Annotated in this window: 18 protein-coding genes; 7 read left to right on the forward strand and 11 right to left on the reverse strand. The window is 67.9% G+C overall.

Going from position 1 to position 19,144, the window contains the following annotated elements:
- Positions 1-23 precede the first annotated feature (23 nt).
- A complete protein-coding gene (locus tag A8G18_RS12635) occupies positions 24-1,130 on the forward strand; it encodes a branched-chain amino acid aminotransferase (protein ID WP_016934737.1) in 1,107 nt (368 codons plus the stop codon).
- 71 nt (positions 1,131-1,201) lie between these two features.
- On the opposite strand, the gene A8G18_RS12640 is transcribed toward A8G18_RS12635, so the two are convergent.
- The 3 genes from A8G18_RS12640 to A8G18_RS12650 all read right to left on the reverse strand — a co-directional run bounded on the left by A8G18_RS12640 (position 1,202) and on the right by A8G18_RS12650 (position 3,954).
- Positions 1,202-1,966, reverse strand: coding sequence for an adenosylcobinamide-GDP ribazoletransferase (locus A8G18_RS12640; RefSeq protein WP_064064145.1), 765 nt, complete (start codon positions 1,964-1,966; stop codon positions 1,202-1,204).
- Complete coding sequence (cobT, locus tag A8G18_RS12645; RefSeq protein ID WP_064064146.1) at positions 1,966-3,057, reverse strand: nicotinate-nucleotide--dimethylbenzimidazole phosphoribosyltransferase; 1,092 nt, start codon at positions 3,055-3,057, stop codon at positions 1,966-1,968. Before cobT ends, A8G18_RS12640 begins: the two co-directional genes overlap by 1 nt.
- Before the next feature lie 222 nt (positions 3,058-3,279).
- Positions 3,280-3,954 (reverse strand): DUF3043 domain-containing protein, encoded by a 675-nt coding sequence (locus A8G18_RS12650; protein WP_064064147.1) that lies wholly within the window; start codon positions 3,952-3,954, stop codon positions 3,280-3,282.
- A gap of 140 nt (positions 3,955-4,094) precedes the next feature.
- Between A8G18_RS12650 and A8G18_RS12655 the strand changes: the two genes are divergently transcribed.
- On the forward strand, positions 4,095-4,445 hold the full coding sequence (locus tag A8G18_RS12655; protein ID WP_006554400.1) for a HesB/IscA family protein: 351 nt from the start codon (positions 4,095-4,097) through the stop codon (positions 4,443-4,445).
- Between the two features lie 130 nt (positions 4,446-4,575).
- Positions 4,576-5,550 (forward strand): carbohydrate kinase family protein, encoded by a 975-nt coding sequence (locus tag A8G18_RS12660; RefSeq protein WP_064064148.1) that lies wholly within the window; start codon positions 4,576-4,578, stop codon positions 5,548-5,550.
- Between the two features lie 70 nt (positions 5,551-5,620).
- Here A8G18_RS12660 and asnB read toward each other — a convergent pair whose 3' ends face one another.
- Positions 5,621-7,546 (reverse strand): asparagine synthase (glutamine-hydrolyzing), encoded by a 1,926-nt coding sequence (asnB, locus tag A8G18_RS12665; protein ID WP_064064149.1) that lies wholly within the window; start codon positions 7,544-7,546, stop codon positions 5,621-5,623.
- Between the two features lie 352 nt (positions 7,547-7,898).
- Here asnB and ctaC point away from each other — a divergent pair, with 352 nt between their 5' ends.
- Positions 7,899-8,975, forward strand: a complete 1,077-nt coding sequence (gene ctaC / locus A8G18_RS12670; RefSeq protein WP_084421760.1) for an aa3-type cytochrome oxidase subunit II — start codon at positions 7,899-7,901, stop codon at positions 8,973-8,975.
- Between the two features lie 33 nt (positions 8,976-9,008).
- Positions 9,009-9,425, forward strand: coding sequence for a cytochrome c oxidase subunit 4 (locus A8G18_RS12675; protein ID WP_064064151.1), 417 nt, complete (start codon positions 9,009-9,011; stop codon positions 9,423-9,425).
- Positions 9,426-9,534: 109 nt separating this feature from the next.
- Here A8G18_RS12675 and A8G18_RS12680 read toward each other — a convergent pair whose 3' ends face one another.
- The 7 genes from A8G18_RS12680 to ctaE form a co-directional block, all read right to left on the reverse strand.
- Positions 9,535-10,536, reverse strand: a complete 1,002-nt coding sequence (locus A8G18_RS12680) for a MerR family transcriptional regulator (protein ID WP_064064152.1) — start codon at positions 10,534-10,536, stop codon at positions 9,535-9,537.
- A 4-nt stretch (positions 10,537-10,540) separates the two neighbouring features.
- Positions 10,541-11,203, reverse strand: a complete 663-nt coding sequence (locus A8G18_RS12685; protein ID WP_064064153.1) for a HEAT repeat domain-containing protein — start codon at positions 11,201-11,203, stop codon at positions 10,541-10,543.
- Positions 11,204-11,382: 179 nt separating this feature from the next.
- Positions 11,383-12,573, reverse strand: a complete 1,191-nt coding sequence (locus A8G18_RS12690) for an IS30 family transposase (RefSeq protein WP_167352093.1) — start codon at positions 12,571-12,573, stop codon at positions 11,383-11,385.
- A 448-nt stretch (positions 12,574-13,021) separates the two neighbouring features.
- Positions 13,022-14,680 carry a cytochrome bc1 complex cytochrome b subunit gene (gene qcrB / locus A8G18_RS12695; RefSeq protein ID WP_064064155.1) on the reverse strand — a complete coding sequence of 553 codons (1,659 nt, stop codon included), beginning with the start codon at positions 14,678-14,680 and terminating at the stop codon, positions 13,022-13,024.
- Positions 14,677-15,804: a cytochrome bc1 complex Rieske iron-sulfur subunit gene (gene qcrA, locus A8G18_RS12700; protein ID WP_064064176.1), complete on the reverse strand. Its 1,128-nt coding sequence runs from the start codon at positions 15,802-15,804 to the stop codon at positions 14,677-14,679. Before qcrA ends, qcrB begins: the two co-directional genes overlap by 4 nt.
- Positions 15,801-16,637, reverse strand: a complete 837-nt coding sequence (gene qcrC, locus A8G18_RS12705) for a cytochrome bc1 complex diheme cytochrome c subunit (protein WP_177519037.1) — start codon at positions 16,635-16,637, stop codon at positions 15,801-15,803. Before qcrC ends, qcrA begins: the two co-directional genes overlap by 4 nt.
- 100 nt (positions 16,638-16,737) lie before the next feature.
- Positions 16,738-17,352 (reverse strand): aa3-type cytochrome oxidase subunit III, encoded by a 615-nt coding sequence (ctaE, locus tag A8G18_RS12710; protein ID WP_026003317.1) that lies wholly within the window; start codon positions 17,350-17,352, stop codon positions 16,738-16,740.
- A gap of 174 nt (positions 17,353-17,526) precedes the next feature.
- On the opposite strand from ctaE, the gene A8G18_RS12715 reads away from it, so the two are divergent.
- Both A8G18_RS12715 and trpD read left to right on the forward strand, forming a co-directional pair.
- Positions 17,527-17,982, forward strand: coding sequence for a hypothetical protein (locus A8G18_RS12715; protein ID WP_064064157.1), 456 nt, complete (start codon positions 17,527-17,529; stop codon positions 17,980-17,982).
- Positions 17,983-18,048: 66 nt separating this feature from the next.
- Complete coding sequence (gene trpD / locus A8G18_RS12720) at positions 18,049-19,122, forward strand: anthranilate phosphoribosyltransferase (protein ID WP_064064158.1); 1,074 nt, start codon at positions 18,049-18,051, stop codon at positions 19,120-19,122.
- Positions 19,123-19,144: the final 22 nt, after the last annotated feature.

Consider the following 19,144-nt stretch of genomic DNA (forward strand, 5'->3'; position numbering starts at 1 on the left):
AGGCGGTTGTACCATTGTCCTCCATGACAGGTGTCCTCGAATTCGCCCGCGTCCAGCATCCTTCACCGAGCTCTGCGGAGCGGCGCCAGGAGGTTCTGTCGAATCCCGGTTTCGGGCAGTACTTCACCGATCACATGGTGTCGATCACCTACACCGACGGGATCGGTTGGCACGACGCGAAAGTCGAGCCGTACGCCCCGATCTCCCTGGACCCGGCCGCGATGGTCCTGCACTACGGGCAGGCGATCTTCGAGGGTCTCAAGGCCTACCGGCAGGCCGACGGCAGCATCGCGTCGTTCCGCGTGACCGCCAATGCCGCGCGCATGAACCGGTCCGCGGAGCGGCTCGCGATGCCGTACCTGCCGCCGGAGCTGTTCGTGCAGGCGATCACCGAGCTGGTGGAGGTCGACAACGAGTGGGTTCCGGCCGCGGGCGGCGAGGATTCCCTCTACTTGCGTCCCTTCGCCTTCGCGACCGAGCCGGCTCTCGGCGTGCGGCCCGCGAAGGAGTACACGTTCCTCGTCATCGCGTCCCCGGCGGGTGCCTATTTTCCGCGTGGCGTGAAGCCGGTCAACGTGTGGCTCTCCCGTGAGTACGTGCGTGCCTCACCGGGCGGCACCGGCGCCGCGAAGTTCGCCGGCAACTATGCGGCGTCGCTCGTCGCGCAGGCGCACGCGGCCGAACAGGGCTGCGACCAGGTGGTCTGGCTCGATGCCATCGAGCGCAAGTACGTCGAGGAGATGGGCGGCATGAACCTGTACTTCGTGTACGGGTCCGGCGCCGACGCGCGCCTGGTCACCCCGGAGCTGTCCGGCTCGCTGCTCCCGGGCATCACCCGCGACTCGTTGCTCACCCTCGCCAAGGACTCCGGTCTCGCGGTGGAGGAGCGGCGCATCAGCACCGACGAGTGGCGCGAGAAGGCCGCGAGCGGTGAGATCACCGAGGTGTTCGCGTGCGGTACCGCGGCGGTCATCACGCCGGTCGGCAGCGTCAAGGACAAGGACGGCGAGTTCACCATCGCCGACGGCGAGCCCGGCCCGATCACGATGGCCCTGCGCGACACCCTGACGGGCATCCAGCGCGGCACCTTCGCCGACACTCACGGATGGATGACGACACTGCGCAAGTGACGTAGCCACCATCGCAAGGGTGCTGCCGGACTCCGGCAGCACCCTTGCGTCGTTTCCGGAGGGAATGCGATCTACAGCAGGCTCGCCGCCGCCACCGCCACGGCGGCGACCGTGCCCTCGGAGACCGCGCCGAGCACGTCCCCGTTCATGCCCCCGAAGCGCGCGACGCAGTGCCGGGCGAAGACCACCGCCGCGACCAGCACCACCATCACCACGAGCGGCCCGGCCCAGACCGGACCGGGCAGGCACACGACCGACAGCACCACGGCCGACAACGGCCACAGTGCGACCGGCACGACACCCTGGGTGCCCGACACGAGCGCGCCGAAGCCGCTGCCGGGCGCGGCGGGCACCCCGCGTCGGCATGCCACGACCACCGCGACACGTCCGGTGAAGACCGCGAAGGCGACCGCCCACCACGCGTGCGTGTCGGCGAGCGCACCGAACGAAGCGGCCTGCAGACCGAGGACGACGACGAGTGCCACGACGCCGAACGGACCGGCGCCGCCGCTGTGCATCACCTCGCGCGCCCGCTCGGGCGGGCCGTAACAACCGAGGCCGTCGGCGGTGTCGCTCAGGCCGTCGACGTGCATCCCGCGGGTACCGACCGCGAGCGCACCGACGCACAACAGGCCCGTCACCAGGGGTGGCGCACCGACGGCCGAGCCAAGCCCGCACACGGTCGCGGCCGCGGCAGCGAGAAGGGCACCGGCGATCGGCGCCGCAGAGATGGCGCGTCCGGCGACCGTCCGATCGATCTCGGCGGGACCCCGTGCGGGCAGGACCGTCAACCACGACAGGGCCAGCGCGACCCCGGCCGGCCAGGCGCGGACCATCAGTCGGTGGCCGCCGGGATGATCTCGTCACGGGTGCTCACGCCCGCTTCGGAGAAGGTCGCCATCTGCGAGAGAATTGCGACCGCACCCTGCAGAACCGGAAGTGCCGTCACGGCACCCGACCCTTCACCGAGACGCATACCGAGATCGACGATCGGTTCGAGGCGGAGGTGTCGCAGCGCGATGTCGTGCGCGGGCTCGGCCGACCGGTGACCGGACACCCACCAGCGTGCCGCGCCGGGTGCGAGTTCCTCGGCGACCATCGCGGCGGCGGTGACGACGACGCCGTCGAGGATCACCGGCGTCCGGCGGACCGCGGCCTGCGCGAGGAATCCCGCCATCGCGGCGAAGTCCGCGCCCCCGGCGACGCGGAGCAACGCGACGGGATTGCGTACGTGCGGCCGGGCGCGCCACATGGCGTCGCGGATCGCGGTGACCTTGCGCATCCACCCCGCGTCGTCGACGCCGGTGCCGCGGCCGACCGCGGCCACGGGTTCGGTGGAGGTGAGAGTGGCGATGAGAACGGTTGCGGGAGTGGTGTTCCCGATCCCCATATCACCCGCGACGAGCAGATCGGCGCCCTCGTCGACCTCGCGGTCGGCGAGCGTGCGGCCGGCTTCGATCGCGCGGACGGTCTCGTCGTGGGTCAGCGCGTCCTCGCGGTCGATGCTGCCGCTCGAGCGCCGGATCTTGAACGCGGACACCTCGGGGGAGGTGTCGCTCTCGACCGCCATGTCGACGACCCGCACGCCTGCCCCGGCGGCTGCGGCGAGCACGTTCACGGCGGCGCCACCCCCGGACAGGTTCGCGACCATCTGCGCGGTGACCTCCGGTGGATAGGCCGAGACCCCGTGGCGCGCGACACCGTGGTCGCCTGCGAAGACCACGACCCGCGGTCGGCGGAAGGGGTGAGGCGGGACCTCGCCCTGACAGGCCGCGACCCAGCACCCGAGATCCTCGAGTCGCCCGAGAGACCCGGCGGGTTTCGTCAGATCCCGCTGACGCTCCTCGGCGGCGACGCGTGCTTCGAGATCGGGCAGGTCGACGCGCGGGAACTCGACGTCGGCGGGGGAATCGGAACCGCTGGTCACAGGTCACCTCTCGGACGGATATTCACGCCAGAACGCTATCAATCGACCCTCACCGGCAGGAATTCGACGATATGCGTCATTGCTGCCACTTCCGGGTGGCCTTCGTCGCGGAGACGACTCGGCCGCGGCACCGCATGTCGCAGGACATGCAGGCCGCGGCCGAGATCCGGTGGCTACCGCCGGGCGCGTGCGGAGCGCCTCACAACCGAACGGTGCACCGCGTCAGACGGCGTCGCCCGGACCGACCCGGGGGAGCGGCGCACGCAGTTTCTTGATCTGGGAGGCACGTACGAAGGCGTACCAGCCGAGCCCGAAGCCGCCGTCCGTCGAATCCGGGAAGCGCTCGCGCACCTTCTTGTTGACCATGCGCCCGAGGTAGATCCCCTCGATGACCATCAGCAGCATCATCACGAACATCGCGAGGGTGACGTACTGCTGCACCACCGGGCCGAGGAACATCGACATGATCAGCACGAGCGCGAGCGGCATGAACAGTCCGACGAGATTGCGCCGGCTGTCGACGAGATCGCGCACGTAGGCGCGCACCGGGCCGCGGTCGCGGGGGAGCAGGAACTTCTCCTCGCCCGCAAGCATCCGGTTGCGGCGCTCGGAGGCATCGGCGCGGCGCTGCGCTGCGGCAGCCTTGCGCTCGTCCTTGCTCTGCGACTTGCGCGCGGCCTTACGCCGCTCGCGTGCTTCCTTCGCGGTCAGGGGAGCGGGAGCGACGGGACCGCGACGGCGGCTCTCGGCGTCGCGCCGTTTGGGCGTCGGGCGCCCTTTGCCGGCGGTCGCTTTCGCGGCCGCGGAGTCGTCGGGAGTCGCGGCCGGGGAGTCCTCGGTCGCAGGAACCTGGTGATCGGCGGAGTCGTCGGAACCACCGCGGCGTAGCAACTTCACACCACCAGGCTATGGGATAGTGGAGAGAAGCGGAAAATCCGCGTGCCATACCACGCTCGGCGCAACTCGTCCACGAGGAATAGATTCCGGCGCGGTACCGTTGAACCATCGGGTTTCGACACGAACGACAGGGAGCGCCCATGACTGTGCAGCAAGAGACCGATACTCACGGCGTCATCCTGACCGAGGCCGCCGCTGCGAAGGCGAAGGCACTGCTCGATCAGGAGGGCCGCGACGACCTCGCTCTGCGTATCGCCGTGCAGCCCGGAGGCTGTGCCGGTCTGCGGTACCAGCTGTTCTTCGACGATCGCACGCTGGACGGAGACCTCACCAAGGAATTCGCCGGTGTGACGCTCGCCGTCGACCGGATGAGTGCGCCGTACGTCGAGGGTGCGTCGATCGACTTCGTCGACACCATCGAGAAGCAGGGCTTCACCATCGACAACCCGAACGCCACGGGGTCGTGCGCCTGCGGCGACTCGTTCAACTGAGGACGCACTTCGGAACCCCGGCGCTTCACGGCGCCGGGGTTCCGTCGTGTCCGCGGTAGTACCGTGGGACCGCTACGGCTCTCCGTGTGAGCAGCCACACCACCCGACATCCGCGGAAAGGCTCAGCCACGTGACCATCGCCGTGACCGGTTCCATCGCCACCGACCACCTCATGCGTTTCCCCGGCCGGTTCGCCGAGCAGCTGCTCGCCGACCAGCTCGCGCACATCTCCCTGAGCTTCCTCGTCGACGACCTCGTCGTCCGGCGCGGCGGAGTGGGAGGCAACATCGCGTTCGCGATGGGCGTCCTCGGCGGAACGCCGGTGCTCGTCGGCGCCGTCGGTGCCGACTTCACCGAGTACCGCACGTGGCTCGAGAACCACGGAGTCGACTGCTCGTCCGTGCGGATCTCGCACACCGCTCACACCGCGCGCTTCGTGTGCACCACCGACCTGGATATGGCGCAGATCGCCTCGTTCTATCCCGGCGCCATGTCCGAGGCCCGTGAGATCTCGATCGCGGACGTGGTGGAGAAGCACGGCGTCGACCTGGTGCTCGTCGGTGCCAACGATCCCGACGCGATGATCCGGCACACCGAGGAGTGCCGCCGGCTCGGGATTCCGTTCGTCGCCGACCCGTCCCAGCAGCTCGCCCGCCTGAACGGCCAGGAGACCGAACAGCTCATCGACGGCGCCGAGTACCTGTTCACCAACGAGTACGAGTGGGGACTGCTACTGCAGAAGACCGGGCTCACCGAGGACGAGGTGCAGGCGAAAGTGGGGATGCGCATCACCACCCTCGGCGGCGACGGTGCGAAGGTCGTCGACCGCGACGGCAACACGGTGCAGGTCGGTGTGGTGCCCGAACGCGCCAAGGTCGACCCCACCGGTGTCGGCGACGCCTTCCGCGCCGGCTTCCTGCTCGGCCACCGCTCCGGCCTGAGCATCGAACGCGCCGCGCAGCTCGGCTCGCTGGTCGCGGTACACGTCCTCGAGACCACCGGCACCCAGGAATGGACCTTCGACCGCACCGACGCTCTCAAGCGTCTCACCGACGCCTACGGCACCGCCGCCGCCGACGAGATCGGTGCGGTTCTCGGCGCCTGACAGCGGACCGGAACGACGAACGGCCGCGAGCCCCGGTGAGGGAGCTCGCGGCCGTGTCTCGTCGTGACCGTCAGATCTCGACCGGGTAGGCCGGTTCCTGGATCTGCGGCACGATGCGCTTCTCCACGAAGATCCCGTGCCAGACCATGAAACACAGCACCGTCCAGAGGCGTCGACTGTGATCGATCGGGCCGGTCCGGTGCTCGTCGAGCATCTTCGCGACGGCAGCCTTGTCGAGCAGATGGTCGGTCTGCGACTCGGCGATCACCTCGTGCGCCCAGTCGAACAGCTCCGTGCCGGCGAGCCAGTGCCGCAGGGGCACCGGGAAGCCCAGCTTCGCGCGGTGCAGCACATGCGGCGGGACGATGCCCTCCAATGCCTGCCTCAACGCGTACTTCGTCGTCTGTTTCGTAATCTTCTGTTCCAACGGCACCTGCGAGGCCACCCGGAACACCTCGGAGTCCAGGAACGGCACACGCAGCTCGAGCGAGTTGGCCATCGTCATCTTGTCGGCCTTGACGAGGATGTCGCCGCGCAGCCAGGTGAACAGATCGAGATGCTGCATCCGGGCCACCGGATCCCAGCCGCTCGACTGCGCGTAGATCGGCGCCGTGACGTCCTGGTGGGTCCACTCGGGACGGAACTCGCGCAGCACCGCCCGCAGCTGCGCGTCGTTGAAGCTGCGGGCGTTGCCGTAGTAGCGCTCCTCGAGCGTCATCGAGCCGCGGTGCAGCAGGCTCTTGCCGCGGGTGCCCTCCGGAATCCGCTCCGACAGCTGCCCGGCAGCCCGGCGCAGCGCGGGCGGGAGGAACTCGAACGGCCGCAGCGACAGCGGCTCGCGGTAGATGGTGTAGCCGCCGAACAGCTCGTCGGCGCCCTCACCGGACAACACGACCTTGACGTGCTTGCGGGCTTCGCGGGCGATGAACCACAGCGGGACGAGCGCGGGGTCGGCCACCGGGTCGTCGAGATACCAGATGATCTCCGGGATCGCCGCGGCGAACTCCCTGGGGGAGACGACCCGCACCACGTGCCGGGCACCGATCGCGGCGGCCGATTCGGCCGCGACGTCGACCTCGGAGTAGCCCTCCCGCTCGAAACCCGCGGTGAAGGTGATGAGTTTCGGGTTGTGGCGCATCGCCAGCGCGGCGATGGCCGTGGAGTCGATGCCGCCCGAGAGGAACGACCCGACGGTGACGTCGGCGCGCATGTGCTTGGCGACCGAGTCCTCGAGGGCCTCGGCGATCTCACGGTAGCGATCCTGCTCCCGGCCGGCGGCGAACGGCCGGACCGGGAAGGTCGGGTGGAAGTACCGCGTGATCTCCGGTTCGGCGCCGGGTGTGAGGCGCGCGTAGCAGCCCGACTCCAGGCGGCGGATCCGCCGGTGCAGCGTCTCGGGCTCGGGAACGTACTGCAGCACCGTGTAGTGCTCGATCGCCCGGGGATCGAGCTCGGTGTCGATGCCGATCACGTCGGCGAGTTCGAGCAGGCTCTTCTTCTCGCTGCCGAAGGCGGTGCCGCCGGTGCCGGTCGCGAGGAACAGCGGCTTGATGCCGAACGGATCGCGGGCGACGAACAACTCGCGGGTGTGCGTGTCCCAGATCGCGAAGGCGAACATGCCCCGCAGGCGCTGGACCGCGCGAACACCCCAGTGGTGGTAGGCCGCGACGATCGTTTCGCTGTCGCCTTCGGTCGCGAAGGCGGTACCGAACGTCTCGGTGAGCTCCTTGCGCAGTTCGAGATAGTTGTAGATCTCACCGTTGAAGGTCAGCGCGTAGCGGTCCGGCTGCTCCGGCGGGCCCCAGCGCAGCGGCTGGTGCGAGTGCGCGATGTCGATGATCGACAGGCGGTTGAATCCGAAGACGAGGTCGGCGTCGTGCCAGGTGCCGTGCTCGTCCGGGCCGCGATGGCGCAGACAGTGCATCGCGGCGTCCACCTTCGCGACGGACTCGTCGCTGGTGCCCTCAGTGGTCAGAAACCCGAGCAATCCGCACACGCGTGGGTTACCTCATTCCGGTCGGGGTGTCGCGATGAACCCCGGTGAGTGCCCAGCGCGAGACACCTCACCGCGCATGACACCGGGAACTACCACTCGGGGTCCGGCGTTGGTTCTATCGAAGTATGCCGCAGACGGCCGATGCCGGGCAGCCGCGCCCGGTTGCCACCGACGACCGGCCGGCCCACAAGAGAAAACCGACGTCACGAGCCGGGTCTTGCGGTCGAAACGCCCACCCCGACACTTTCTTCGTGCCCCGGCGATGGATAGCGCCCGGGTTTGGTCTACGCTGCGTAGTAATTGGGCCGGCCCTCCGGGTGTGCCCTAGTGGAATTGCGGCGATCAGGAAGGCGTGAACGTGGCGCAAGGTCGGATCCTTCGGCGGTTCGGGCTCGCAGCATCACTCGGCATTGCAGCCTTGGTGCTGACCGGGTGCTCGAGCGAAGAAATCCTTCGTTTCGGCTGGCCGGAGGGCATCACTCCTCAGGCCGAGCGTATGCGTGAACTGTGGACGTGGTCGGTTGTCGCCGCCCTCGTCATGGGAATTCTCGTGTGGGCACTCACCTTCTGGGTGATCATCGCCTACCGGCGTCGGAAGGACGACCCGGAGTTCCCGCGTCAGACGGCATACAACGTGCCTCTGGAACTGGCTTACACCGCGGCGCCGTTCGTCGCCGTGTGTGTGCTCTTCTACTTCACGGTCGTGGTCCAGAACTACGTCCTGGAGAAGGAGGACAACCCGAACGTCGTCGTCGACGTGACGGCGTTCCAGTGGAACTGGAAGTTCGGTTACCGGACGATCGATCTGCAGGACGGCACGGCCCCCTACAACGGCATCGACGAGGTCGCCGAGGAGGCGGTCGCACAGGAGCCGTTCGACCCGTCCACCGCGCACGGTGAATCGGGTGGGGAGCACGAGGCTCCGGGCCCGATCCACGGCAAGCCCACGGAGGATCTGTCCTACCTGCACTACGACAAGATCGAGACGATCGGCACCAGCGAAGAGATTCCGGTGCTCGTTCTTCCCACCGGCAAGCGCATCGAGTTCCAGCTGGCGTCCTCCGACGTCATCCATTCCTTCTGGGTGCCGGAGTTCCTGTTCAAGCGTGACGTGAACCCGAACCCGATCGAGAACAACTCCGATCCGGTCTTCCAGATCTCCGAGATCGATCGTGAGGGCTCGTTCGTCGGCCGCTGCGCCGAGATGTGCGGCACCTACCACGCGATGATGAACTTCGAGGTCCGCGCGGTCAGCCCGGAGGACTTCGCCCGGTACATCGAGCTCCGCAAGCCGGTCGAGGACGGCGGCGAAGGCCTGTCGAACGCTCGTGCGCTCGAAGCCATCGGCCAGAGCCCGATCGCTACCTCGACGACTCCGTTCAAGACCGACCGCACGGACCGGTCGGCGACCGTCGCCGCAGGCGAGTGACGGCCACCTCCACCGACAAGGACAAGTGCTGATATGAAGATCGAAGCCAAGCTCTTCGAGGTCGTGACGGTGTTCTTCGTGCTCGTCGCCATCGTGTACGGCACGTTCACCGGGCTGTCGGACAAGGGCATCGAATGGGCCGGCCTGACGGCCATCGTCCTCTCCGCCGGACTGACCCTGATCGTCGGAACCTACTTCCGTTTCGTCGCACGTCGTCTCGACACCCGTCCCGAGGACTACGAGGACGCCGAGATCAGCGACGGTGCGGGCGACCTCGGTTTCTTCAGTGCGGGTAGCTACTGGCCGATCCTGCTCGCCGGTGCGGCAGCTTTCGCCGCCATCGCGCTGGCCTTCTACCAGCCGTGGATGATCGTCCTCGCAGTCGCACTGATCATCGCCGCAGCCGCCGGACTGGTGTTCGAGTACCATCTCGGACCCGAGAAGCACTGAGCCGACTCTCTCGACGCACACGGGCGCCGCACCTTCGGGTGCGGCGCCCGTGGCGTTTCCGGGAGCTGTCACATTTCCGGGTCCTGGCGGCCGGTGGGCCCGACGGCGGTCAGCGGGTGGCGAGGATGGCACTCGCGGTCGCCGCGACGGTCCGATCCGGGTCGGTGGTCAGGACCACGAGAGCATCGCGGGCAGCCGAGCCCGGGATCTCCGCGAGTGCCTGCGTCAGGCGCAGGCGTACCCGAGCGTCGTCCGCCCCGTCGAGCCCCTGCTGCACGGAACGCACGATCTCCGCGGAGAGGGCCGGCCGATCCGCGAGCCGGCCCAGCACTTCGGCGGCCTCGACGTCCGACCGGCCCTCCACGATCATGTCCACGAGGACGGGGACGGCCGCGTCCACACCCCGCGCCCCGAGCGTCAGAGCCACCATGGCGCGGGCCTTCGCATCATCGTCGCCGAGAGCCTCCTCGAGCAGCGTCGTGGACTCGGGAACACGGAGCTCCGCCAGGGCTGCGATCGCCCGGCGCCGCACCGCTGCCTCGTCCGACCGCAGCCCCGTCGCCAATCCGGGAAGTGCAGTCTCCACCGCGTCTGCGGCTCGGGCGAGCGACCAGCGCAACGCCCCCGCGACGAACGGGTCCTCCTCCGACAGGGCCGCCTCGACCAGCGAGGCGACGGGCAATGTCGCGTCCTGGCTCTGGGACAGGATCGCTTGCTGCCGGCGGGATCCGGAGTCGGATTCGAACGCGCGGAGCAAGGCGACGAGACGCAGGACGTCGTCCCACCCTGTAGGGGAGGCCGAGTCGACATCGTCGAGACGGGCGAGCAACTCTGTCTCGGCGGCAATCCGCTCCCGCGTGTGCCGGATCAGCTCCTGCATCAACTCGGCGGGAGCGAAGTCCGGTTCCCGCAACGCGCGTCCGACCTCGTTCAGCGACAGACCGAGGCTTCGGAGACTCTCCACGTGGAACAGCGTCCGGAGGTCGTCCTCGGTGTACTCGCGGTAACCGCCCGACGTGCGGCCCGTCGGAGTCACGAGGCCCAGGCGGTCGTAGTGGCGCAGCATGCGGCTGCTGACGCCGGACCTTCGCGAGACCTCACCGATCAGCATCGTGTCATTCCCGGATCCCGTCCGCGCCGAGCGCGGCGACCCGCTTCGCGGTCTCCAGCGAGAGGACGAACGCGCTGTCGGGATCCACACGGATCCGCTCGGTGGCCTCGGCGTGGGCGCGGACACGAGGATCGGGACTGCCCATCGCCGTGGCCAGCACCGGCACGGCAGCCTCGTCGAGCGCCGCGAGAGCGCGGCCGAGGCTGAGCTGCAGGTCGTGGTCGCCTCGGCCCAGTTGGGCGCCGAGAGCGGCAGCGAGGCCGCTTTCCGCCCCTGGCGGGACGAGTGCGACTGCTGCCCGCCATGCGCCGCGAGCCACCTCGTCGTGCTCGTCCTGGACCATGCGCGCCACTGCCGGCCACGCAACCGGGTCGCCGATCTTCGACAAGGTGTGCAGGGCCTGGCTGCGCGCCTGCGTGGTGTCCGACCGGAGTTCGGCGAGTAGTCGCGGCACGGTCACCTCGACGGGCAGGCGGCACAGTGCCCAGGTCAGCATGTCGCGGACGAAGAAGTCCGGCTCCACCGCACACCGCTCGACGAGCGCCGTCACGGTACGAGGATCGGCCGCGGTGCCCAGCTCGAGTGCTGCGCGCAGTCGTACGGTGGCGTCCTCGGCGGCCAGGGCGCCGGCCGGGACGCGAACGAACGGGTCGTGATGTGTGCTCATGGAAGGCACCTCCTTCGCCGACCCATTCGAGCGCTTGTCACAGTGTCAAGGTCAAGACGTACGTCCCGGACGATATCCGGCGGGGGAGGGGAGAACCGCCTCCGCCTCCGAATGTTCCGGAACGACGAGCGGGGCCCCGGACCGTGAGGCGGTTTCAAGGGGTCGACGCAACACCGCTGTTAGTTGGTGGTGATTAGATCACGCAGACGCTCGGCTGGAGTATCCCAGCCGAGCGTTTTGCGTGGCCGGCCGTTGAGCTCCTGGGCGACGTGCTCGAGGTCCGCCGGGCTGTAGACACTCAGATCGGTGCCCTTGGGGAAATACTGCCGCAGCAGTCCGTTGGTGTTCTCGTTGGTGCCGCGTTGCCAGGGGCTGGCCGGGTCACAGAAGTACACGGCCATATCGGCAGCGATACCGAACTGCTTGTGCCGGGCCATCTCGGCGCCTTGATCCCAGGTCAGCGAGCCACGAAGATGCGTGGGCAGGTCTTTCATCGCGGCGATGAGCGCGTCCCGCACGGATTCGGCGTCGTGCCCGTTCGGCAGGTGCAGCAGCATCGTGTAGCGGGTGGTGCGTTCGACGAGGGTGCCGATCGCGGTCTTGTTCAGCTCACCGGTGATCAAATCGCCTTCCCAGTGTCCGGGCACCGCACGGTCGGCGACCTCGGCGGGCCGGTCACTGATCATCACCATCGGATCGGTGAATCGCTGATACCGTTCGCCGTCCGCGCGGTGCGGTTTACGTCTCGTTCGACCGGTCCGAAGTGCCTGTTGCACTTGCTTTCTGAGCCCGCCTCGGGCTTGGAAGTAGAGGGCTTGGTAGATCGTTTCGTGGCTCACCCGCATACTTTCGTCGTCGGGATGATCCCGGCGCAGACGGTGCGAGATCTGCTCCGGCGACAACTTCCGGGACAGGCCTTCCTCGACCGCTGCCCGCAGGACCGTGTTCACCACCAGTTTGGACTGCTTCGGCCGCGCCCGGGCGGCAGCGGCGGCCCGATCGGCCTGATACGGCAGGTACCTGCCCTCGATGCTGTGCCGACGAACCTCCCGCGAGACGGTCGAGACGTTCTTGCCGATCCGAGCGGCGATGGTCCGCAACGAATCCTCGACGAGCAGGCCGTCGGCGATCACGATCCGGTCCTCGGTCGACAGATACCGGTCGCTGATCGCCGGCCGTCCGCTGCCCTCACAGGCCACACTGGTCACAGACTGTGTGTAGACGGTTCCGTGGTGGTAATCCACGACCCGCCCATCGGGATGAATCCGCTTGCTGTTCGAGCGCCGGATTCCCTGACGCCAGTCCCGTGCGGTGCGTTCGTTGACCCCGACCTCACGGGCTGCTCGTCTGGCCGACCACCCGGCTTCGATCAACTTCAGGCAACGACGCTTGGCTTCGGGTTTGCCTTTCGGCGGGATTTTCCCTGTGCGGACCAGTCCCTCGTCGACCAGGATCCGGCGGGCTACCGAGTGCGCCACCTTCGATGCCTTCGCCGCTCGGGTGATCGAGCCCGTCTCCTCGTAGACGGTCACGATCACCCGGCGGTCAGCGGTGCCGGCCGGGCCGCGGGACTTACCCATCGGCCGGCCGATGGCCCTCAAGATCGCGTAACACCGCTGCCGGGGCAGCCCGAACGCGGCCGCGGCCTCCTTGACCGGAATCCCGGCATCGATCAGTCGTGCCAGTTGGTCACCGAACCGGTCGCAGTCCTCCGTAAACGACATGATCGTCGCAACCTCTCGTTGAGAGTGTTGCGACGATCATGTGAACCCGCCTGAAGGTCCGGGGCCCCGTCGGGTTACGAGCCGCTGGTGCGGATCAGTGCGACTTGTCGGGCAGCTGGGCTGCGCCGTCGCCGTTTCCGTGCACGCGCTCCTGGTACTCGCGGAGCGTGTTCCGGAGCTCGAGCTCTGCCTCGTGGTGGGCGGCCTCGAGCGCGGCCGCTTCGTCGGCCGGGTCGGGGCTCCACCAGCTGCCGGCACCGGGCTTGCCGGCACTGCCGAGGCGGTTCATACGCTTCGGGATCGCGGCACCCTGGTACTCGAGCGGGACCGGGTGGCCGTGCTCGTCCACCGGGCCGAGCGGCTGGTGGATCTCGATGTACTCGCCGGTCGGCAGTCGACGGACGATGCCCGTTTCGATGCCGTGCTCGAGCACCTGGCGGTCGCTGCGCTGCAGACCCAGGCAGAACCGGTACGCGATGTAGTAGGCGAGCGGCGGGAGCAGGACGAGACCGATACGGCCCATCCAGGTCGTCGCGTTGATCGAGATGTCGAACTTGTACGCGATGATGTCGTTGACGCACATGATCGTGGCGACGGCGTAGAACGCAAGGGCCATGAACCCGAGCCCGGTACGGACCGGCACGTCGCGCGGACGCTGAAGCAGGTTGTGGTGCGCGTCGTCCTTCGTGAACTTCTTCTCGATCCACGGGTAGACCGTGAGAACGACGAACACGAGGCCCATGATCAACGCGATCCAGAACGGCTGCGGGATCGTGTACCGGTTGAACAGGTACAGCTCCCAGGCCGGCCAGATACGCGCCATGCCGTCCGTCCACATCATGTAGATGTCGGGCTGGGATCCGGCGGAGACCTGCGACGGGTTGTACGGGCCGATGTTCCAGACCGGGTTGATCTGCAGCAGGCCGGACATCAGGGCGAGGACCGCGAAGGTCATCGCGAAGAACGCACCCGACTTGACGGCGAAGACCGGGAGGATACGAACACCCACGACGTTCTGCTCCGTGCGGCCGGGGCCGGGGAACTGCGTGTGCTTCTGGTACCAGACCAGCGCGAGGTGCGCGGCGATCAGGGCCAGGATGATGCCCGGGACGAGCAGCACGTGCAGCACGTAGAAGCGCGGGATGATCAGCTCACCCGGGAAGTCGCCACCGAAGATCGCCCAGTGCATCCACGAGCCGATGATCGGGATCGACAGCGTGATGCCGGAGAACGCGGCGCGGAGGCCGGTACCGGAGAGCAGGTCGTCGGGAAGCGAGTAGCCGAAGAAGCCCTCGAACATCGCCAGGATGAGCAGCAGGGAGCCGATCACCCAGTTGGCTTCGCGCGGGCGCCGGAATGCACCGGTGAAGAACACGCGGAGCAGGTGGACGACGATCGACGCGGCGAACATCAGGGCTGCCCAGTGGTGGATCTGTCGCACGAACAGACCACCGCGGACCTCGAAGGAGAGGTTCAGGGTCGTCTCGTAGGCACGGGACATACCCACACCGCGCAGCGGCGTGTAGACACCGTCGTAGACGACGTGCGCCATCGACGGATCGAAGAACAGGGTCAGGAAGACACCGGAGATCAACAGGATGATGAAGCTGTAGAGCGCGATCTCACCCAGGAGGAAGGACCAGTGGGTGGGGAACACCTTGTTGATCTGGCGGCGGATGCCGGCGGACAGATGGTAGCGAGAATCGAGATTCTCGCCGATCTGTGCGGCGCGGGACGGGGTTGCAGTACTCACGGGCGACGCTCCCAGAATGCCGGACCGAGTGCCTCGATGAAGTCGCCGTTGGCGACCAGGAAGCCCTCTTCGTTCACTGTAATCGGAAGCTGCGGCAGTGCGCGAGCAGCGGGACCGAAAATCGGCTTGCCGTACTCCAGTGCATCGAACTGCGACTGATGGCACGGGCACAGGATGCGGTGCGTCTGCTGCTCGTAGAGCGAGGTCGGGCAGCCGAGGTGCGTGCAGATCTTCGAGTACGCGAAGTAGTCGCCGTAGTTGAAGCTCTCCTGGCCCTTGCGCTTGACGACACGCTCGGTGTCCTCGGTGCGCAGACGGATGAGCATGACGGCGTTGCGGATGCCGCGCAGGCTCTGCAGCAGGGCGTGATCGTCTCCTCGATCGGACTCGCGGAACGGGAAGACCGTCTCCATACCGCCGGCGTCGAGGTCCTCCGGGCGCACGAGGACGATGTCCTGGGGACGGCCGGTGTCACGACGCAGGTAGATCGTCTCGCCGGGGTAGCGCGGGGTCCAGCCCGACACCCACAGCGACGACTCGTCGCCCTCGGCCCACGGGTTCTTGATCAGGCCGCCGAGCGGCATGATCAGGCCCAGGCCGAGCGCGCCGCCACCGAAGATGGCAGTGCGCTTGATCAGCTTGCGACGCGGCAGGGTCGACGTGTCGAGCGAATCGGAGAGCTCGGCGACGATCGTCTTGCGATCGACCTCGGAGGATCCGCCGTCGTGCCGATCCTGGATCGACACCTCTTCGGGGATGAACTTCTTGGTGAACTGCACCGCACCGACACCGATACCGAGGATCGACAGACCGAGGGTCAGCCCGAGCATCGGGGTGTAGAGGCTGTACCAGCCGTAGTTCTTTTCGCCGATGCCCTGGTACTCCCACGGCCAGAACAGGTAGATCGCGATGAACGCGAGACCCGAGATGCCTGCGAGGGCGAACCAGAAGGCGACGTTGCGCTCGGCCCGCTTCTCGGCGCGGGTGCCCTCGACGGGCCACCGGTCCTTGCGGAACGCGACGTCGACGCCGTCGAGGTTGGTGCCGAGCGTGACGAGGTCGTCCCGGCTCATCCGGTCGAGATCGTCGACCGTGTGCTTGTTCGGCGTTTCGCCGCCACTCATGACCTTGCTCCGATCCACAGCGCAGCGCCGACGACGGCGACGATGCCGACGACCCACATGGTCGGCCCTTCGGCACCGGGGCCGAAGCCGCCGAGCCCGTAGCCACCCGGGTCCCTCGTCTCACTGGCGGACTTGATGTACGCGATGATGTCCTGCTTCTCCTCGACCGTCAGCTGACGGTCGGAGAACTTCGGCATGTTCTGGGGGCCGGTGAGCATCGCGGTGTAGATCTGCTGCTCGCTGGCCGGATCCAGGTTCGGTGCGAACTTGCCGGACGACAGCGCGCCGCCGCGTCCGGTGAAGTTGTGGCACGACGCGCAGTTCTGGCGGAAGAGCTCCGAACCGCGTCCGATGTCGTTGCCGCGCAGCGACGACTGGGCGATCTCGCCGTTCTCGTCGCGGATGACCGTCGGGCCTCCACCGTTGGCCTGGATGTACGCGCCGAGCGCGTCGGTCTGCGCGGCGTCGAACTTCGGGTCCTTGCGCAGGGCCTGGGCCTCGTTGCGCATCATCGGCATGCGGCCCGAGGACACCTGGAAGTAGACGGCGGCCTCGCCGACACCGATGAGGGTGGGACCGCGGTCCTGGACACCCTGGAGGTTGACGCCGTGGCAGGTCACGCAGGAGGTCTCGTAGAGCTGCTGACCCTCGCGGATCAGAGCGCTCTGGTCGTCCTGCGCCGTGGCCACCTGCGGGGCAGGCGTCAGCGCGGAGGCGATGAAGCCTGCGCTGAGGAGACCGAGCGCGAGGACCAACGCTCCGGTGACGCGCCGGCGCATCTTGCGCTGGCGGCGGGACTTCGCAGCATCGGCTGCAGAGGATCGACCGGGCATGTCACCCTCGGAGGCGAGAGGTGGGGATGAACTCATCTGTATCCCTTTTTTTATGTCGGGACGGACTGGACGTCAGGGGGCTGCCTGGGCGTTCAGCTGGCTAACGGATGAAATAAATCGTGGCAAACAGCGCGATCCAAACGATGTCGACGAAGTGCCAGTAATACGAAACGACGATGGCTGCAGTGGCCTGTGCAGGCGTGAACTTGCTGACCTTCGTGCGGAACAACAGGAACACGAATGCGATCAGGCCGCCGATGACGTGCAGGCCGTGGAAGCCGGTGGTCATGTAGAACACCGAGCCGTACACGCTGCCCGGGATGGTCGTGCCGTCCTTCACCAGGGTGATGTACTCGTAGCCCTGGCCGAGCACGAAGAAGGTGCCCATGGCGAGGGTGACGATGTACCACCGTCGCAGGCCGAAGACGTCGCCGCGCTCGGCGGCGAAGACGCCCAGCTGGCAGGTGAAGGAGGAAGCGATCAGCACCGCGGTGATCGGTACCGCCAACCACAGGTTCAAGTGGGTGGGCGGGGGCGGCCACATGCCCTCCGGGGCCTGTGCCCGTGCCACGAAGTACATGGCGAAGAGCCCTGCGAAAAACATGAGCTCACTGGACAACCACACGATGGTGCCGACGCTGACCAGGTTGGGCCGGTTCAACGAGTGCACGCGCTGTGTGATTGCAGATCCTGAAGTCCCTACTGCGCTCGTCACGCTGGCTAGTATGACCCGTCGTAGTACGTCTTGGGCAATCGGGGCCGAAATCGGCGCGTCAGTGCAGGTCTCGAACCTGAATTTCGCCAGGTGGGCGCGCGGTGACAGGCACTCCGGAGGGTGCCGCACGGAGCAATTCCGAGGGTCGGGAAGGTCACGTGGGATCGTGAGTGCATGAGTACCGGAAAGGGTCTTCGGGGATGGCTGCGCTCCCTGGTGGGGCGGAGCGCCGAGCCGCTCGACGCGAACCGTGCCGACCTTGTCGTGGTCGTCTCGTCCTTCGACGACGCCGAAGCCTGTTCCACGGCGCTGGATCGCGGGGCCGGGACGAGCCCGTCGTGGCGGTCCGAGGACGAGGCTGTTCTCCGGCATCACCTGGCGTTGCCCGCGGACGCGGTGGACCGGGCCGCGGAGCTGGCCGGCCAGGACGGCTACATCGTGGCCGGGACCGGTGACGGGGACGTCCCGCCCACGGCCGTGAGCGGTGCTTCCGTGATTCTGCAGCGCGTCCAGATCCTCGACGCCCTGCACTGTGCGCAGGAGAAGTCGCGCATGGCCTCGCTCGCGCAGCGGCTCGGCGGAACGGCCCTGGGGTGGGACGCCCTGCAACCGCAGGATTCCGCTGGCTAAGCTGACCGGTCGGAAGAGGGCACGCCGGTGCCCGGTGAGGAGCGAGATGCGGCGAGGGCAGGTGCGATGAACGCGACGCGAGACGCGGACGAGGTGACCCGGAACTGGCCCTCCGTGCTGGGAGCGCTCACCGCCGGACGGAACCTGTCGGCCGACGAGGCGCGATGGGCGATGAGCGAGATCTTCTCCGACAACGCCACGCCCGCCCAGATCGCGGCATTCGGTGTCGCGCTGAAGATGAAGGGCGAGACCCCCGACGAGGTGCGGGCACTCGCCGACACGATGCTCGACTACGCCCGGCTGGTTCCGGTCGACAGCGACGTCGTCGACATCGTGGGCACCGGTGGCGACCGCGCGAACACCGTCAACATCTCGACGATGGCCTCGCTCGTCGTGGCCGCGGCGGGCATCCGGGTCGTCAAGCACGGCAACCGTGCCGCCTCCTCCAAGAGCGGAGGCGCCGACGTGCTCGAGGCTCTCGGCGTGCACATCGACCTGGGGCCCGACGAGGTGGCCCATTCGGTCGCCGAGGCCGGAATCGGATTCTGCTTCGCGCCCGTCTACCACCCGGCACTGCGGTTCGCGGCCGCACCGCGCAAGCAGATCGGCATCCCGACGGTCTTCAACGTCCTCGGTCCACTCACCAATCCGGCCCGGCCGGGTGCCGGTCTGATCGGGTGCGCGTTCGAACCGCTCGTCCCGACCGTCGCAGGCGTGCTCGCGCAGCGCGGCAACTCGGCGCTCGTCGTGCGAGGCGACGACGGACTCGACGAACTGACCACCTCCACGACCTCGCGCGTGCACATCGTCCACGGCGGGAAGGTCCGGGTCGTGACACTCGATCCGCGCGATCTCGGTATCGACCGGGTTCCGCTCGAGGCGCTCCGTGGAGGCGACGCCACGGAGAACGCGGCGATCGCGCGGGCCGTCCTGGCGGGGGAGAAGGGCCCTGTACGTGAGGCCGTGCTTCTCAACGCCGCCGGGGCGATCGCAGCCTTCCGGGGCGTCGACGGCGTTCTCGAGGATGCCCTCACGGCCGGGCTCGAGACGGCGGCAGAGGCGATCGACAGCGGCCGGGCCACGGCCGTCCTGGAGCAGTGGGCCGAGGTCACCACGCGGCTGGGTGCCGGACAGAAATGACCGGAGAAGAGTAAGGACACAC

It is taken from the genome of Rhodococcus gordoniae (assembly GCF_001646655.1).
Lineage (GTDB): Bacteria > Actinomycetota > Actinomycetes > Mycobacteriales > Mycobacteriaceae > Rhodococcus > Rhodococcus gordoniae.

Excerpts from the sequence above, each read along its gene's own strand:
- qcrC (WP_177519037.1), bottom strand. The coding sequence starts at position 16,637 with ATGCCCGGTCGATCCTCTGCAGCCGATGCTGCGAAGTCCCGCCGCCAG.
- A8G18_RS12635 (WP_016934737.1), top strand. The coding sequence starts at position 24 with ATGACAGGTGTCCTCGAATTCGCCCGCGTCCAGCATCCTTCACCGAGC.
- A8G18_RS12640 (WP_064064145.1), bottom strand. The coding sequence starts at position 1,966 with ATGGTCCGCGCCTGGCCGGCCGGGGTCGCGCTGGCCCTGTCGTGGTTG.
- A8G18_RS12655 (WP_006554400.1), top strand. The coding sequence starts at position 4,095 with ATGACTGTGCAGCAAGAGACCGATACTCACGGCGTCATCCTGACCGAG.
- qcrA (WP_064064176.1), bottom strand. The coding sequence starts at position 15,804 with ATGAGTGGCGGCGAAACGCCGAACAAGCACACGGTCGACGATCTCGAC.
- A8G18_RS12685 (WP_064064153.1), bottom strand. The coding sequence starts at position 11,203 with ATGAGCACACATCACGACCCGTTCGTTCGCGTCCCGGCCGGCGCCCTG.
- A8G18_RS12675 (WP_064064151.1), top strand. The coding sequence starts at position 9,009 with ATGAAGATCGAAGCCAAGCTCTTCGAGGTCGTGACGGTGTTCTTCGTG.
- A8G18_RS12680 (WP_064064152.1), bottom strand. The coding sequence starts at position 10,536 with ATGCTGATCGGTGAGGTCTCGCGAAGGTCCGGCGTCAGCAGCCGCATG.
- A8G18_RS12715 (WP_064064157.1), top strand. The coding sequence starts at position 17,527 with ATGAGTACCGGAAAGGGTCTTCGGGGATGGCTGCGCTCCCTGGTGGGG.
- trpD (WP_064064158.1), top strand. The coding sequence starts at position 18,049 with ATGAACGCGACGCGAGACGCGGACGAGGTGACCCGGAACTGGCCCTCC.